The 15329-nt window shown below is 58.8% G+C and carries 18 protein-coding genes; 2 read left to right on the plus strand and 16 right to left on the minus strand.

Annotated elements, in window-relative coordinates; genetic code table 11:
* Positions 1–118 precede the first annotated feature (118 nt).
* The 10 genes from KF767_15905 to KF767_15950 form a co-directional block, all read right to left on the minus strand.
* Complete coding sequence (locus tag KF767_15905) at positions 119–1381, minus strand: serine hydroxymethyltransferase (GenBank protein ID MBX3019371.1); 1263 nt, start codon at positions 1379–1381, stop codon at positions 119–121.
* 68 nt (positions 1382–1449) lie between these two features.
* The gene (locus tag KF767_15910) at positions 1450–2640 is read right to left on the minus strand and encodes a hypothetical protein (protein ID MBX3019372.1); all 1191 of its coding nucleotides are present in this window, start codon (positions 2638–2640) and stop codon (positions 1450–1452) included.
* A 125-nt stretch (positions 2641–2765) separates the two neighbouring features.
* Positions 2766–3272, minus strand: coding sequence for an RpiB/LacA/LacB family sugar-phosphate isomerase (locus KF767_15915; protein MBX3019373.1), 507 nt, complete (start codon positions 3270–3272; stop codon positions 2766–2768).
* A complete protein-coding gene (gene fabF, locus KF767_15920; protein MBX3019374.1) occupies positions 3269–4534 on the minus strand; it encodes a beta-ketoacyl-ACP synthase II in 1266 nt (421 codons plus the stop codon). The genes KF767_15915 and fabF overlap by 4 nt, the downstream gene beginning before the upstream one ends.
* A 175-nt stretch (positions 4535–4709) precedes the next feature.
* Entirely contained in the window at positions 4710–4976 is a 267-nt protein-coding gene (locus KF767_15925; GenBank protein MBX3019375.1) for an acyl carrier protein, read from the minus strand.
* Between the two features lie 60 nt (positions 4977–5036).
* On the minus strand, positions 5037–5801 hold the full coding sequence (gene fabG, locus KF767_15930) for a 3-oxoacyl-[acyl-carrier-protein] reductase (GenBank protein ID MBX3019376.1): 765 nt from the start codon (positions 5799–5801) through the stop codon (positions 5037–5039).
* Between the two features lie 60 nt (positions 5802–5861).
* The gene (fabD, locus tag KF767_15935) at positions 5862–6839 is read right to left on the minus strand and encodes an ACP S-malonyltransferase (protein ID MBX3019377.1); all 978 of its coding nucleotides are present in this window, start codon (positions 6837–6839) and stop codon (positions 5862–5864) included.
* Positions 6840–6890: 51 nt separating this feature from the next.
* Positions 6891–7886, minus strand: coding sequence for a ketoacyl-ACP synthase III (locus KF767_15940; GenBank protein MBX3019378.1), 996 nt, complete (start codon positions 7884–7886; stop codon positions 6891–6893).
* 77 nt (positions 7887–7963) lie between these two features.
* Positions 7964–8152: a 50S ribosomal protein L32 gene (gene rpmF / locus KF767_15945; GenBank protein MBX3019379.1), complete on the minus strand. Its 189-nt coding sequence runs from the start codon at positions 8150–8152 to the stop codon at positions 7964–7966.
* Between the two features lie 60 nt (positions 8153–8212).
* On the minus strand, positions 8213–8761 hold the full coding sequence (locus KF767_15950) for a DUF177 domain-containing protein (GenBank protein MBX3019380.1): 549 nt from the start codon (positions 8759–8761) through the stop codon (positions 8213–8215).
* Between the two features lie 74 nt (positions 8762–8835).
* Between KF767_15950 and KF767_15955 the strand changes: the two genes are divergently transcribed.
* Complete coding sequence (locus KF767_15955; protein ID MBX3019381.1) at positions 8836–9126, plus strand: hypothetical protein; 291 nt, start codon at positions 8836–8838, stop codon at positions 9124–9126.
* Positions 9127–9215: 89 nt separating this feature from the next.
* On the opposite strand, the gene KF767_15960 is transcribed toward KF767_15955, so the two are convergent.
* The 6 genes from KF767_15960 to KF767_15985 all read right to left on the minus strand — a co-directional run bounded on the left by KF767_15960 (position 9216) and on the right by KF767_15985 (position 14309).
* Positions 9216–10190 (minus strand): hypothetical protein, encoded by a 975-nt coding sequence (locus KF767_15960; GenBank protein MBX3019382.1) that lies wholly within the window; start codon positions 10188–10190, stop codon positions 9216–9218.
* Positions 10191–10263: 73 nt separating this feature from the next.
* Positions 10264–11136, minus strand: coding sequence for a hypothetical protein (locus tag KF767_15965; protein ID MBX3019383.1), 873 nt, complete (start codon positions 11134–11136; stop codon positions 10264–10266).
* A 99-nt stretch (positions 11137–11235) separates the two neighbouring features.
* Complete coding sequence (locus KF767_15970) at positions 11236–12183, minus strand: ABC transporter substrate-binding protein (GenBank protein ID MBX3019384.1); 948 nt, start codon at positions 12181–12183, stop codon at positions 11236–11238.
* 10 nt (positions 12184–12193) lie between these two features.
* The gene (locus KF767_15975; protein ID MBX3019385.1) at positions 12194–12964 is read right to left on the minus strand and encodes an ABC transporter permease; all 771 of its coding nucleotides are present in this window, start codon (positions 12962–12964) and stop codon (positions 12194–12196) included.
* On the minus strand, positions 12961–13692 hold the full coding sequence (locus KF767_15980; GenBank protein ID MBX3019386.1) for an ABC transporter ATP-binding protein: 732 nt from the start codon (positions 13690–13692) through the stop codon (positions 12961–12963). Before KF767_15980 ends, KF767_15975 begins: the two co-directional genes overlap by 4 nt.
* Positions 13689–14309, minus strand: coding sequence for a hypothetical protein (locus KF767_15985; protein MBX3019387.1), 621 nt, complete (start codon positions 14307–14309; stop codon positions 13689–13691). Before KF767_15985 ends, KF767_15980 begins: the two co-directional genes overlap by 4 nt.
* Before the next feature lie 147 nt (positions 14310–14456).
* Here KF767_15985 and KF767_15990 point away from each other — a divergent pair, with 147 nt between their 5' ends.
* Positions 14457–15272, plus strand: a complete 816-nt coding sequence (locus KF767_15990) for a hypothetical protein (GenBank protein ID MBX3019388.1) — start codon at positions 14457–14459, stop codon at positions 15270–15272.
* Positions 15273–15329: the final 57 nt, after the last annotated feature.

Genomic DNA, 15329 nt, shown 5'->3' on the forward strand with positions numbered 1-15329 from the left:
CAAAAGCCCTTAAAAACTCGCCTTTTTTGAAAAACCGACCCGCGGGAAGTCGGGTTTTTGCCTGAGTTGTGGGCATTTTTGGAAGGCGGGAAAGTCCCGCCCCCTGGGATTTTTGGCTCTAGCCCTGGAGTTCAGGGTAGATCGGAAACTTCGCGCACAACTCGCGGATCTCTCCGTGGATTTTGGTTTTCAAAGCGGCGTCTTCCGGCGCGCGCAGGACCTGAGCGATCCAGACGCCGATACGTTCCATCTCGGCGGTGCCCATCCCCCGCGTGGTCAAAGCCGGGGTGCCGATGCGCACGCCGCTCGTCACGAAGGGCGAGCGTTGCTCGTTCGGAACCGTGTTTTTGTTCACGGTGATACCCGCTTCATCCAGCGCATGTTCGGCGACTTTCCCGGTCACGGGGGTTTTCGACAGATCCACCAAGATGAGGTGGTTGTCGGTTCCGCCGGTTACCAGCGCGAAGCCCTCTTTCAACAAAACGTTGGCGAGCGCACGGGCGTTTTTCACGACATTTTCGGTGTAGGTCTTGAAGCCCGGTTGGAGCGCCTCGTGGAAAGCGACCGCTTTTCCCGCGATCACGTGTTCGAGCGGACCTCCCTGGATGCCGGGGAAGATTCGCGAGTTCAGTTTTTTCGCGTTCTCTTCCGAGTTCGTGAGGATGAGTCCGCCGCGCGGTCCGCGCAGGGTCTTGTGGGTCGTCGTAGTCACGTAATCCGCGTACGGGAAGGGCGACTCGTGGACGCCCGCCGCGACCAGACCCGCGAAGTGGGCCATGTCGACCATCAAGACCGCGCCGACCTCGTCCGCGATCTCGCGGAATTTTTTGAAGTCGAGCGCGCGCGGATACGCGCTGTAGCCCGCGATGATCATCTTGGGTTTCAGCTCCTGCGCTTGCTTGCGAATCGTCTCGTAATTCAAAAGACCCGTGTCCGCGTCGAGTTTGTAGCCGTGCGCCTCGAACAGAAGACCGCTGAAATTGACGGGCGAGCCGTGGGTCAGGTGACCGCCGTGGGACAGGTCCAGTCCCAGGATCTTTTCGCCGGGTTTCAGCGCCGCCAGGTAAACCGCCATGTTGGCCTGTGAACCCGAGTGGGGCTGGACGTTGGCGAAGGCGCAGCCGAAGAGTTTTTTCGCGCGCTCGATGGCGAGCTGTTCGATCTCGTCGACGAAGTTGCAGCCACCGTAGTAGCGCTTTCCCGGATAACCTTCGGCGTATTTGTTAGTAAGGATCGATCCTTGCGCTTCCATCACCGCGAGCGACGTATAGTTTTCGCTGGCGATCATCTCGAGACCGAACTTTTGGCGGTCGGTTTCACGTTGCAGGGACGCAAAAACTTGCGGGTCGGCTTTAGAGAGCGAAGGGAAGGTGTTTGTCATGGCCGACACCATAGGCGGATCGGCCGGGTTCGTACAGGGATATTGCGGTGCCGGAGTTCGGATCGCGGTTAGAGCTCTGCTCCTTGCGCCGACAGACGTTCCAGCGTCGCTTTGGCGTCTTGGAGGGCCGCCGCGCCCTCGCGCTGATCCAAGTGGGCTTTCAGGTGCGTCGCCATACGCGGGTCCAACCGGAAGAGCGGGCGCAGACCTTTGCCGGTCTTTTTGGCGTCGACGCGTTTGCGGGCGTCGTCGATGACTTTCTGGGTTTGGCTTTCGATCTCGACGATCGCGGCCTCGATGCGCGGGATATTCGCGGGCACCGTGAACGCATTTTTAGTCGCCTCGGACTTCACGTAGTTCAAAAGACCGCGCACCTCTTGGAAGGTTGCCAGGCCGTTTTTACGTGAGGCTTCCATGTACCAAAGGGAGCTTTCCGCGGCCTGCAGATTCCCGCCGGTCATGCGGCCTTCGGTCCACTCACGAATCAATAGCGCCTCGAGCGCGACCTCTTCGAAGCTGCCGCGCACTTCCAGTTCGTACAAAGAGCGGTTGAGGGATTCGGTTTCAGCCACGATGCTTTCCAGCTTCGTGACGTCCGCGCGGTCTTTGTGCTCGTTCATCCACTTTTCAATGCGTTGAAGGCTGCGCTGCATTTGGCGGACAAGCGGTGTGTACGGGATGATGCTGCGGTTCGCTTTGCGTCCCTGGTTGAAATTGTGGTGCATCATCTCGTGCACGAGGGTCCAGCGATCCGAGGCCTCGTCGACCAGGATCGTGGGGCTGACGATTTCGAAATCCTGGCAACGGGTCTGGCAGTTATCCCAGTAAAGTCCCGCGAGGCGACCATCCGAAATGCCGCCCGAAGCGCGGTCCCACACCGAACGCAAGTCCGTCGGCACTTCCTCAAGATTGAAATAGGTTTGGCAAGCGCCGCCCAGATTTGCGCGCGCGACGCGGAAGAGGTTCACGCCGAGTGACCGCACGTAGTCGGTCGTGGAGACGGCCGAGGCGTCGAGAACCGCTTCGAGGTCATAGCGGTCGTAGGGTTTATTGAAGACACCGAAGACGAACTCGGTTTTGGTTTTATTCTGAAAAAGCGCGTTCGGGCCCGCGTCGGGCGCGTTGTTGCGACAAGCGATTTTGTCGTAATCGCGGGGGACCACACGGCCGGTTTCACCGCCACCCCCGCCGCCGGCGGAACAGCCCGCAAGACCCAAAAGGAAGATGAACGGCGAGACAAGGGCGATGGATGTTTTCAAGCGATCCTCCTGTGGCGGGCCAGAGAGCCATCTTCGGCTTCGGCGCAAAAACGAGAACCCCCACGCTGGCAAAAGCCGGTGGGGGCGTCAATCGTGGAGTTCATTGGAACATAAGTATTGTGAGTTTAAGGCGTACCGACCGGCGCCGAAACCTTCTCGACCCGGCGTTGATGGCGACCCCCGGCAAAAGCCGTCGTGACAAAAAGATTCACCATCTTCAGAGCCAGGTCGTGATCGAGGAGGCGTCCCCCCAAACACAGAATGTTGGCGTCATTGTGTTCACGTGAAAGGGTCGTCGATTCTTCATTCCAGCAAAGGGCCGCGCGGATGTGCGGATATTTGTTCGCGCGCATCGCCATCCCCTGGCCAGAGCCGCAAATCAGAAAGCCCATTTCCGCGGGCAGCGGAATCGGACTTGCCGGTTCGCCACCCGAACTCACGAGCTGAAAGCCGTGAATCTTCCGGCAGACTTGATCGGCATAGTCGGGATAGTCGACCGAAGCCGTGTCGTGCGGTCCCAAATCCTCAATTTGGATTTTGAGCTCTGCCGAGGCGAGGATCAGGTGGCGTTTGATTTTTTCTTTCAGGTCGTAACCACCATGATCGGCGGCCAGATAAACTTTGCGGATCATGCGTCCACCTTCGAAAAAATAAGGCTCGCGTTGGTTCCGCCGAAGCCGAAAGAGTTATTCAGAACGTGCGTGATCTTGCCCGTGCGCGCTTCGCCGGTGACGTAGTCCAGATCGCAACCTTCCGACGGGTTCACAAGATTGATGGTCGGGGGCGAAAGTTGGTGCTCAAGTACCTTCACGCAAATGGCGCCTTCGATCGCGCCCGCCGCGCCGAGCGTGTGGCCGATCATGGATTTCGTCGCGTTCACCCAAAGTTTTTTGGCGTGGTCGCCGAAGACCGCCTTGAGGGCCTGCGTTTCCAGTTCATCGCCCAAAGGCGTCGAGGTCGCGTGGGGATTCACGTACTGAATGTCCGACGGCTTCAGGCCCGAATCCTTCAGCGCCGCCATGACGGACCGCTGTCCGCCTTCTCCGCAAGGAGCGGGCGAAGTCATATGGTACGCATCGGCCGTCGCTCCGTAACCGGAAACTTCCGCCAAGATGCGGGCGCCGCGTTTTACCGCGTGCTCCATGGATTCCAAAACCATGATCGCGCAGCCTTCAGACAGGACGAAACCGTCGCGGTCTTTGTCCATCGGACGGCTGGCGTGAGTGGGATCGTCATTGCGAGTGGACAGCGCGCGCATCGCGCCGAAGCCGCCGATGGCCATCGGGCAGACGGTCGCCTCGGCGCCGCCCGCGATCATGACGTCGTTTTGTCCGTAACGAATCGCATTGTAGGCTTCGCCGATGGAGTGTGCGCCGGTCGCGCAGGCCGAGGTGATCGAATAGCTCGTGCCGCGCAGACCGAAAAGGATCGAGACCTGACCCGAAGCCATATTGGTGATGACTGCGGGAATGAAGAACGGCGAAATCCGGCTGGGGCCTTTTTCGGTGATTTTCGCGAACTGCTCTTCGATGAACGGCAGACCGCCCATGCCGACGCCGATGAAGGTGCCGGTCGTATTTTTCACCTCTTCGGTGAGCTCCAGCTTCGCGTCGTCGAGCGCCATTTTGGTCGCGGCGACGGCGTACTGGATGAAGGTATCCATTTTCTTTTGTTCTTTTTTAGGGATGAAGGCGTCAGCATTGAAGTTCTTCACTTCGCCCGCGAACTTCGTATCGTACAAAGTCGTGTCGAATTTGGTGATCGGCGCGATGCCGCTTTGGCCGCGCAAAAGATTCTGCCAGGTTTCTTCCATGCTGAGTCCCAGTGGGGTCACGGCGCCGATGCCGGTGACGACCACACGACGAATTTCACGAGAACCACGAGTCAGCTTCATGCAGAACCTCTTTTAATGGTGGCGTACGTAATCTTTGAGACGAACCAACGTCTTTTTCGAAGTCATCCAATTGATGACCTCTGAAAAAACGAGCGCCCCGGACCGCGCTCCGTGAAGAGGTCCGGTCAGGGGCGTGAGTTCAATTTCCGATCGAGATCGAAAACCAAATCCAGAATTACTGGAGTTTGCCTTTTTTCTCGAGGAAGCCAGTGACGTCACCGACGGTCCGGAGTTTTTCAGCTTCTTCGTCGGGGATTTCGAGGTCGAATTCCTCTTCCATCGCCATGACGAGCTCGACGATATCGAGGCTGTCTGCGCCCAGATCGTCGATGAAGGAAGCTTCAGTCTTCACTTTCTCGGGATCCACGCCCAACTGCTCAACGATGATGTCTTTCACTTTCGGATTGATAGCCACTTTAGAACCTCCGGTTTCGATTTCCATTGCAAATTTCCTTTCTGACCAAAACTTGTCAGTCAGTTTTGAGTTCTGTTACTTAAATCCCTATTCCATGAACATGCCGCCGTTGACCGACAGCGTATGACCCGTGATGTAACTCGCCCGGTCCGACAGCAGGAAGGCGACCGCTTGCGCGACCTCTTTCGCCTCGGCGATCCGACCCAGCGGAATTTCGCTGAGGATCATCTTTTTCTGATCGTCGGTGAGGACTCCGGTCATTTCCGTATTGATGAAACCCGGCGCCACGCAGTTCACGCGGATGCCGCGCGAAGCGACTTCGGCTGCCGCCGACTTCGAGAATGCGACGGTGCCGCCTTTGGAGGCCGCATAGTTCGCCTGGCCCGCGTTGCCGGTCTGACCGATCACGCTAGTGATATTCACGATCGAACCTTTGCGGGCTTTCAGCATGGGCTTCAGCGCCGCGCGCGTGACCAGGAAAGTTCCTTTGAGGTTCGTCTGGACGACGTTATCAAAGTCTTCGGTTTTCATGCGCAAAAGAAGACCGTCTTTGGTGACGCCCGCATTGTTCACGATGCCGTCGATCTGGCCCCAGGTCTTCAGGAGTTGGTCGATGCCTTCATCGACCGAGGCCTCTTGTCCCACGTCCATCTTCAGCGCCAGATGGCCTGAACCCGGAAGATCTTTGAGGACCGCTTGCGCCGCATCTTCACGCGACACATAAGTGATCGCGACGCTCGCGCCTTCGCGAGCGAGCTCACGGGCGATGGCGGCGCCGATGCCACGGCTTCCGCCGGTGACCAGCACCTTTTGTCCCGTCAGTAGACCCTGTGATGAATTCGCATTTGTCATACTAGAGCTCGACCTCAAATTGAGCCTTGCAGGCTTTTTAAATTGAGCCTTGCGGGCTCTTTAAATCGCGCCTTGCGGCTTCGCGATTTTTTCAATCATTTTCAAGTCTTCCAAAGAGTTGGCATTCAAGACTTGGAAGAACTCGGAGTCAATTTTTTTGAGGAGCCCTTGAAGCACCTTGCCAGTCCCCAATTCTAAGCATTGGGAAACGCCCTGTTTTTTAAGCAACTCCATGCTTTGCATCCATTTCACGGGGCCTGAAACCTGGCGGATCAAGTTCTCGCGAAGGGCCTCTGGATGGGTTTCCACGGCCGCAGTGAAGTTCTGGATGATCTGGAAGGCGGGAAGCTGGAACGGCATGTCGCTCAGCACCTTACGCATTTCGTCTTCCGCCGGCTTCATCATGGCGCAGTGAAAAGGCGCCGAGACGTTCAAGGGGATGAGCTTCAGGCGCGGGGTTTCGGTCGGCCAAATATTTTCGGCTTTGGCGTTGGCCCTCATCCATTCGATGGCTTTCATCGAGCCCGAGATCACGATCTGACCGGGGCTATTGTAGTTCGCGGGGCTCAGCGGGGTGAAACCCGACTCTTTTTCGACATAAGAGCACAGCTGAATCACCTGGGATTCGCTGAGGCCCATCACCGCGACCATACCGCCTTGACCCACGGGAACGGCGGATTGCATGGCCTGGCCGCGCGTCCGTACGGCCTTCACCGCGGGCGCGAATTCGATGACTCCGGCCGCGACGAGGGCGCCGTATTCCCCGATCGAGTGGCCCGCGCCGATCCGCGCTTTCGCGCCGAATTCGGACGTGATCACGCGGGTCGTGGCCGTCGAAACGGTCAGGAGCGCGGGCTGCGTGTTCTCGGTCATCGCGAGCTCTTCCACGCTGCCGTGAAAGCAGAGTTTTTTCATGTCGATTTTGATCGCGTCCGAAGCTTCTTCGAAGGTGGTCTGGGCGATCTTGAAATTTTCAAAAAGGAACTGGCCCATACCGGGCTGCTGGCTTCCCTGACCGGGATACAAAAAGGCGAACATCGTGATCCTCTCCCACGCAAAAGGCCGAGTCGCCCCGGCCTTCGTTCAGATTTAGTATTTAAGAAGTAGGCTTCCGGCGGTCAGTCCCGCGCCGAAGGCGGTCAACAGAATCGTCTGCCCCCGCTGGATGCGGCCGTCGCGGACGGCGGTGTCGAACGCCACGGGAACCGTCGCGGCCGAGGTGTTCCCCATCTCATGGACGATGGAAATCACGCGATCCGTGGGGAAGTCGAAATGGTTCGCGACCGCTTCCATGATGCGCGCGTTGGCTTGGTGCGGGACGAGCCAGTCCACGTCGGTCAGCGCGAGCTTGTTGTGCTCAAGCGCTTCCTGGCAGACGCCCGACATCGTGCGAACCGCGTTCTTGAAAATCTCGCGGCCCTTCATGCGCAGGTACTGATCGCCGCGATCGAGGACGTCTTGCGAGAACGGAATTTTCGAGCCGCCCGCGGGCAGGACGAAGAGATCGCCGAGCGAGCCTTCCGCCTTCAAATGCGAGCTGTAGAGGATATTGGGATCGTTCGCGGGCGCGCGCTCGACGATGAAGGCGCCGGCGGCGTCACCGAAGAGGATGCAGGTCTCGCGGTCTTTGTAGTTCACGTAGCGGTGAATGATTTCCGCGCCGATGACGAGAATGGTTTTATACATTCCCGAGCGGATGAACTGATCGGCGACGGACATCCCGTAGACGAAGCCCGAGCACGCCGCCGACAGGTCGAAGGCGGGGATCGCGGGGCAACCGAGCTTGTGTTGCAGCACGCACGCCGACGACGGCATGACCTGATCACCCGTGACGGTACAGAAGATGATCATCTCGATGTCGGTGGCTTTTTTGCCGGCCGCTTCGAGAGCGCGTTGGGTGGCGATGTAAGCGAGGTCGGTGGTGGCTTGATCGTCGGCCGCAATATGGCGACGTTCAATACCGGTGCGTTCGCGGATCCACTGATCGTTGGTATCCACGAGTTTTTCGAGGTCCTGATTCGACAGGATTTTCTCGGGAAGATAAGAGCCGGTGCCGGCGATGCGGGTCCGGTAAGTGGGCGTCATTCCGTGTCCTCATTGACGGCCGTAGCTTGCACTACGACCGTAAAGTTGCTGAGTCCGTGCTGTGAATCAGGAAACGACTACTCTTTGCCGGCGCTGATCTGTTTGCCGTTGTAGTAGTAAGCGCCATCCGCACCTTTCGATGCACGGTGAGGGCGAACCAACTCTTTGGTCTTGGGATCAATGGCACGAGCGGCAGAGGTCAGACCATCGTGGCTACGGCGCATATCACGGCGCGAGCGCGAGGTTTTCTTCTTGGGTGTAGGCATAGCACTTTCCTTGTTAAACGAGAGGTCGCAATGTACCGACGCGAACCTTAAAAAATCAAGTCAATTCTTCAATCTACCGAGGATCGCAAAAGGGTTCTCTCGGCTTTCCATGGGCTCGTCGTAGCTGAAAGACTTCCCACGCACGTCAAGCAAGCAGGTCGCGCATTTCCCGTCTTTTTGCACGGGAGGAGCCGGAACCGCGGGAATGGAAAGTGCCACGATTTCATGCAGGTAATCGCCCATTTGGAAGGTGTTCCCTTGGTATTCCGCGACGGAAGGGCCTTCGTTGTTATGATCCGAAATGTGATTGGCCTTCGCGTACTGCGAGTTCCGCTCCGGCGGGATCTCGGGGATCAGGAGTTCGCGGAAACGCTCATTCACGGGCCATTTGAAGTCCAGGCCGCAGCGCGAGCAGTCCTCGGGCAGGGTTGTTTTGATCGTGCCGGTCAGCTCATAGGTCCCGGCGTCCAAAGGGCGGATCATGAATTCCGCCAGATAGCTGGAATCTTGGATCAAATCGCCAAGGATCTGGTTGAGCTCGCCGCTTTGGCGCGTCAGCTGCCACTCGCGGCCGTCATCAGGAATTTCATTGAGATGAATTTGGAACATAGGGTCCGCGTTCTAATTGAGGCGCGGTGCGTCGTCAAGGGCTTCTCAGTGAGTTTTCAGGTTAAAGTGTCGGGGTGAGCGAACCTACGACCTTGCGCGACTACTTCAAAGCCCTGATCGAGCGTGTGGAAGCCTCGGACGAGATCCACAACGGCGGGACGGATAAAAACGGCTTTTATAAGCCCACCCGCACGATCATCCTGAAGCAACTGAATCTGCTGAAAGATCTGCACGATAAGCCCCGCGCTCATCCGATGGTGAAGGGCGCCTGGGAGAAGCTCGTCGAAGAAATGCCGCCCGAATGGCTCGTCGTCCCCGCAGGGCTTCGCGAAGAACTCACCCAGATCCTCAGAGGTCCGTCGTAGGGGATGCGTCCATCGCGAAGCGATGACGTGGAATGCGTCGACGGCGAAGCCGTTACGGGGATCAGCCGACGGCGAAGCCGTGACGTGTTTCAGTCTCGTCCGTAAGTTTTGTCGTTCACTTCATCCGTGGTGCGTTGCCACTCGCGGGCGCGCGGATCCGAGGCCGGGATGTAGTCGACGCTGAAGACGTGGGGCAGAAGCTCTTTTTCTTTTACCCAGATCTCGCCCATCTGGCATTGCTTGTCGTAAGGGGCGTCGTAGCCCTTGCACGAAAGCCCCCAGGAGTTGCGGATGCGGTAGTGGCATTCGCCGTTGATGATGCGACGACCGATGATGGAGCTGGCGTGTGCGCCCGCCGGCTTCTTGAAGAAGCTGTCGTAACCGATGCCCGCGATGCGTCCTTGGTTGAGGGCTGAGTCCAGGGCCTCGCGCATCTGCTGGTTCACCTTGGCCTCTTCCGCGGCGGGGCGTTTTTTCTGATTGTAGCGTGAGCGTACGGGATCTTTCACCGAGGTGATCGCGAATTCGTCGATCGCGCGTCGGCAGTAACGTTTGATCTCGTCTTCGGAGAGTTTGCGATTGAAGGTCGTGAGCGAGTCCGCGCTTTCGTCGCGTTCGGTGTCCGCGCGCTCTTGCAATCGGCGAAGGCCCGGTGAGTTCGATCCGCCGCGGGAGTCCATCTCTTGATCCGTACAGATCTGACCGCGCGACAACGCGGACTTCAGCGCCTCGGCGACGCTGCCGCCGGCGAAACTCTGCGAGTCGACGAGGTTGCGGGAGGGGTGTTTTTTCTGAACCTCGTGCGCCATCTGGATCGGCGAGACGTCGTTGCGGGAAAAGCCGTCTTTCGTCAGCCCCAGGACGCCCTTTTTCTCTTGGCGCAGGGCTTGGGATAAAACGTCCGCCGCCGTGAAGGCGTAGCACCAGTCGAGGTTGTCTTGGTCACGCACGGGGCCCAGGGTTTTCTTCAGATCGACGGGGGAGCAGCGTTGACGGAGGTCTTCGGCGAAGGTCGGGGGCGCGATCAGGCCGAGCACAAAAATCGTGAGTGTGATCCCCCGCATGCGGCCCCTCCTTCAACTAGTTTAACCGCAACGGGGGCGCGATGCCACTGATTCGTCGGGCGCGGAAAGGCGGTTATTTCGCGCTCGCGAGACGGTCCAGTTCACCCGCGCGGGCGCGCAGTTTTTCGCTCAGATTTTTTCGCTGTTTTTCCTCAAGGGAAGTCGCGATCTGGATGACGAAATCGCGGATTTTCTTTTGGTATTCGGCCCGGGCGGTCAGGTACTCCGCGCCCTGCAGGCTTTCCCAGTTGTGGAAGAAGTCATGCACGAATTTTCTGCGGGCGGCCTCGTCGGCGCGCACGGCTTTGAATTTATCAAGGACGATTCGGCGATTTTCGACCTGTTGGACTTGCGGTGGTGTCGTCTGCTGGACCCAGCCTTTGAAAGCCTCTTTCTGCGCGGGCGTCAGGTATTCGATCGTGTCGTCGACGATGTCCTCGGCGCGGTTTTTCATTTTAGATCGCGCCTGCGCGGGGTCTTGCGCGCGCTTCAAATCCTTTTCGTATTTCTTCATCACTTCCGTATCGAACTGTTTGAAGTTCACGGCGACCTGATCCTGGATGAGTTTTTGCGCCATCGGTTCGAAACGTCGGCCGGCGGCCAGAAAACCGTCCTGCAGAAGTTTGAGATGCTCTTCCACGTTTTCCGCCGTGAACGCGTTTTGGTCGGCCAGATCCGCGAGCCGGCGCAGCTCGGCCGAGAGTTTCGGAAAGTCCTCACGGCGCAATTCACCGAGCGCGGTGTTGAACTCTTGGCGCGCTTCGGTTTTTTGTACCGAACTCAGTTCGAAATAGTCGGTGACGGAGTACATGACGAAGGTGTCGGCCCAGCGCAGAGCCAGATCCAAACGTGAACAGCCCGCGCCCATGAGTAAAAGGGCCGAGGCGAGGACGAGGGCCATCTTCAGAAGTCGACCGGGGCGTTGTCGGGGTGCGGCTATTTTCATGCGTGTTTTCCTCCGTCCAAATCAACTTCTTGCAAGATGGGTTCGCGGGGACGACTTCTCCCGGACCGCAAAATCGTCCCAGAAAAGGAGCTCTTGGGACTATTTTGACAGCGTCGAGAAAAGATCCTTCGCGGGCACTTTCGTTTTCACCAATTTGAGCTCGAAAAGCTGATCCGCAAGCGTCTGCCAGCGAGATTCCGTCATCACGCCGAGGCCGTGGGTCTTCGTTTCCGCCGTCTGCACTAAGTCCAGCTGCGCGTGTGCGCTGTCATTCATCGTGACGAGGTCCATGGCGGGATTCAGTTTCGTCATACGGGCGTTGGTGGCGGCCGGATCTTTCACATAGTCCGCCCAGCCCTGGCGTACGGCCGCGACGACTGCCCTCACTTCCGCGGGATTTTCTTGCAGACGTTTTTTGGTGGTCACCAGAACGGTCGTATAGGGGTTGTAACCGGCGTCGGCGATCAGGAAGGTTCGCACGTCGAGCGAAGACTTCTTCGCGGTGAGCGGTTCTGACGTCACGAAACACTGCTGATTGATCTTCGGATCGCCGATGAAATTGGTGATCCCGCCGGGATAGGGGGCGGTTTTCGCCAAAGGTTTACCGAATTTCTTTTGCAGATACATCGCGTAGGGAAGCCCCGCCTGCCAAAGAAGAGTGGAGTCTTTGTCTTTCAAAAGAGCGTCGATTGAATCATAATTTTTGTTTGTTCGAAACATGATCCCCTGCGGATTTGTCTGAAACGCCGCGAACACGGCGATCACCTCTTTTGAACCCCGATCCCAAGCCAAAACCAGCTCGTCGGCGCTCACGATCGCGTAATCGGCTTGCCCCGCCGGGAGCATCTGCGCGGTGGGTGTGCCGCTTCCGCCGGGCAAAATTTCGACATTCAGTTTTGCCGCTTTAAAATGAGGTTCGGCCGCGTAAAACCCGCCGAATTGGGGCTCGGGTTTCCAGTTCAGCGCCAAACGTAAAGGGGCCGCCGAAACGACCAGAGAGCTCAGAACCGCCGCGAGAAAGGGAATCAGAAAAGTGAAAACGCGCATGTGAACTCCTTTACGAGTCTTCCGTCGCCAAAGCGAAGGGACGGTAGCGAAACAACATCCATTTCAGGGTTTTGACCGCGCCCAGAACGGCGACGCCCATCAGCGTGATGAGAAGAACGGCCGCGAACACGAGGTCCACGCGCTGCTGGGTCCGTGCGACGTCGATCAGACTTCCCAGCCCCGACCCCGCGACAAATTCGCCGACCACGGCGCCGATGACCGCAAGGCCCACCGCGATCTCAAGCCCGGTGAAAAAAGCCGGTAACGCCTGCGGAATTTTGAGGTGCCACAGCGTCTGCAGACGCGTGGCTTTCAGCGCGCGGAAAAGCTCAAGCCGCGTCGGCGGCGCCGAGGACAGGCCCGCCAGCGTCCCGGCCAAGATCGGAAAGAACGAGACCACGAACGCCGAAGCGCGCACGGTCGGAGCACCGAAACCGAACCAGATCACGAGCAGCGGCGCGATCGCGATGATCGGGACCGTTTGGAAGAAAACCGAAACCGGCAGAAACGCGCGCTCGAGCCGCGGACTGAAAGACAGAAGAAGCGCGATGCTGACGCCAAGAGCGACGCTCATCGCAAATCCCGTCATCGCGTTGGTCAGGCTTTCAAGAAACGCCGAGCCGAATCCGACATCCTCCTGCCCGAAGGCGGCCGCGACCTGGGCCGGCGAGGGCAGCAGATACTCGGGCACAAGTCCCAGCCAGGTATTCACCTGAAACAGAAAAAGGAGAAGGGCCAGCATCAAGACCGGCGGCAGAACTCGTTCGAGCGTGCGGCTCATGAAGCGCTCCGCTCTTTGAAGAGCTTGGACAATGCCCGGGTCTGCGCGAATCCCAAGGTCGACTCTCGCGCCGCGGGACCGTGGGGAAGATCGGCGGGCCGAACCCACTCATGATCCATTTCGCCGCGGGCATTCAACATCAGGATTCGATCTGAGAGCAAAACGGCCTCGGTGAGGGAGTGACTCACGAAAAGAAAAGCGAGCTCCGGCCGGTCCAGGCGCAATTGGTTCAACTCATCTTGCAGGCGGGCGCGGATCTGCTCGTCGAGCGCGCCGAAAGGCTCGTCCATCAAAAGAAGGCCCGGTCGGGCGTCTTGATGGTGAAGGACCGCGCGCGCGATCGCCACGCGCATCTTCATGCCGCCCGAAAGCTCATGGGGAAAGAGTGTCTTGACCGAAGGCTCCAGACGCAGGCTTTGCAAAAGCGGGTCAAGGTCGGGGAGTCGGCCGCCGCGCAGTTTCCCCGGAAGGAGGACGTTTTCGGCGACGTTCAGCCAGGGAAGAAGTCGCGGTTCTTGAAAGACGATGGCGGGATCGGCGACTTCGCGACGGATCTGTCCTTGCGTGGGCGCTTCCAGTCCCGCGACCAAACGAAGCAGCGTCGATTTGCCGCAACCCGAAGGACCGATCAGGGTCACGAATTCGCCGGCCTTCAACGTGAATTCCAAACCGTGAAAGAGCGTCCGCGCGGGATAGTCCTGTCGCAGCCCCTTCACGTCGAGAATCACGCGTTCATCCAGTCATAATTGAAAGACACGCTGATGCGCTTGGTTTTCGCGGCGTGGGCGGGAACTTCGTGTTTCATCCAGCTCTCGAAAAGGATGATCTCGCCCGCTTTGGGTTTGTGCGCGTAATGATAGGCCGAGGACTGTCCGGTGACGGCTTTGGCAAGGGGCCGCGCCATGAATTGATCCAAGCGCGGATCTTCGAAGCGAATGGCCGCGCCCTCTTTCGGCGTTTGCAAATAGAAGGTTCCGCTGATCACGCTGAGTGGATGAAGATGCATGGGGTGGCTGCAGCCTTCACCCATCACGTTGACCCACATCCGCGAGAGCTGGATCTCGCGTGCGGGAACTTGCAGTCCCAAAGCCTTCAGGAACTTCGGAATATGGGGGTCCAGTTGTTTTTTGAGTTCATCGAAGCTGCTCGAAAACCGGTGCAGCTGATCAAGTGAGCCGTAACTGGTGTAGCCGCGTTGGTAGTTCCGGCTGGACCAGTCGCGCCCCGCGCGGTCTTTCGCGGCCAAAAGCTCGGCCTCTTCAAGGAGTTCGCGCGCGAGCTTCGAGCGTGGATTCAACGCCGGCGCCGTATAGATTTGACTGGGGAACAGGACTTTCAGCGACATCCCTCGATGCTGCTGCGGATTGCTCCTCAGGTCAACGAAGCCGGATTGCCACAGAACGGCAGGGTGACGGAAGTTTCGGCAGTCGGGCGCAGGCCTCGGGGCCTCATTTCGAGCTGAGAGGGAGCCCGGCTTGCAACTCTCACCGCGATGCTGAAAATCCGTCTTTTCCTCACTTTACTCATGCTGATCGTCTGGAGTCTTCCCGGTGTCGGCGCGTGGGACGTGGTCGACGCGGTCACGCCCGCAAGCCTTCCCGATTGGGATTCTTCGGCTTTCGAGAGCGCCGCGGTGGCCGACGGGAAAAACGCGGACGATCTCGGTGAGGACGAAATCGAAAAAGGCGCCCAGACACTGCGGCGCGAGCTCGTCGCGGCTCCCGCGGAGGTCCCCGTCGCTTTGGATCCCGTCACGAAAGACAACCGCGAGATCCTGTTCACGTTCGCCGCCAGCCGCGAAATCGAGCCCTCGCGGGCGCGGGTCGCCACGCAGTCTTCTTCAGAGGCCCTGCCGACGGCCCATCTGCCCGAAGGAGAAGCCGCGCCGGGCGAGCTGGCCCTTCACCTGAAATCCGAAAAGCGAGTCCTCCCGCGCGGAAGTCTGATGGCGCTTTCCGATGAGCGTTTGATCGAGCTGTGCGCCGACCTGCGCGAGGCGACCCATCTGACCATCGACGCGAGCCCGGGCGCCACCATCCGCAATTTCACGCAAAGGGCGCCCCTTCTGCTGCGCGTGAAGCGCCTGGGTGATCTGGAAAACCTGCGCGCCCGCTTCGTCGCCCTGGTGGGCGGGGGCCAGGATGCGAAAATCCGTCGACTGAGAAGCCTTCAATCCCCCCACCTCGTGTGCGACGTGCGCTTAAGTTCCGTCGAAGGGATCGAAGCCCCATTGATCCTGGTCGGGGGCAGCCTGCCGAGGAGCCTCGAGGGCCATCCCCGCATCCGGCGGGTGGGAAACTCGTTTTAAACGCCCCTCGCCCTGTCGATACTTTTGACACCCGCTCAGCCCTCGTCGTCCCTTCCG

The organism is Pseudobdellovibrionaceae bacterium (genome assembly GCA_019637875.1).
Taxonomy (GTDB): Bacteria; Bdellovibrionota; Bdellovibrionia; order Bdellovibrionales; family Bdellovibrionaceae; genus JAHBUW01.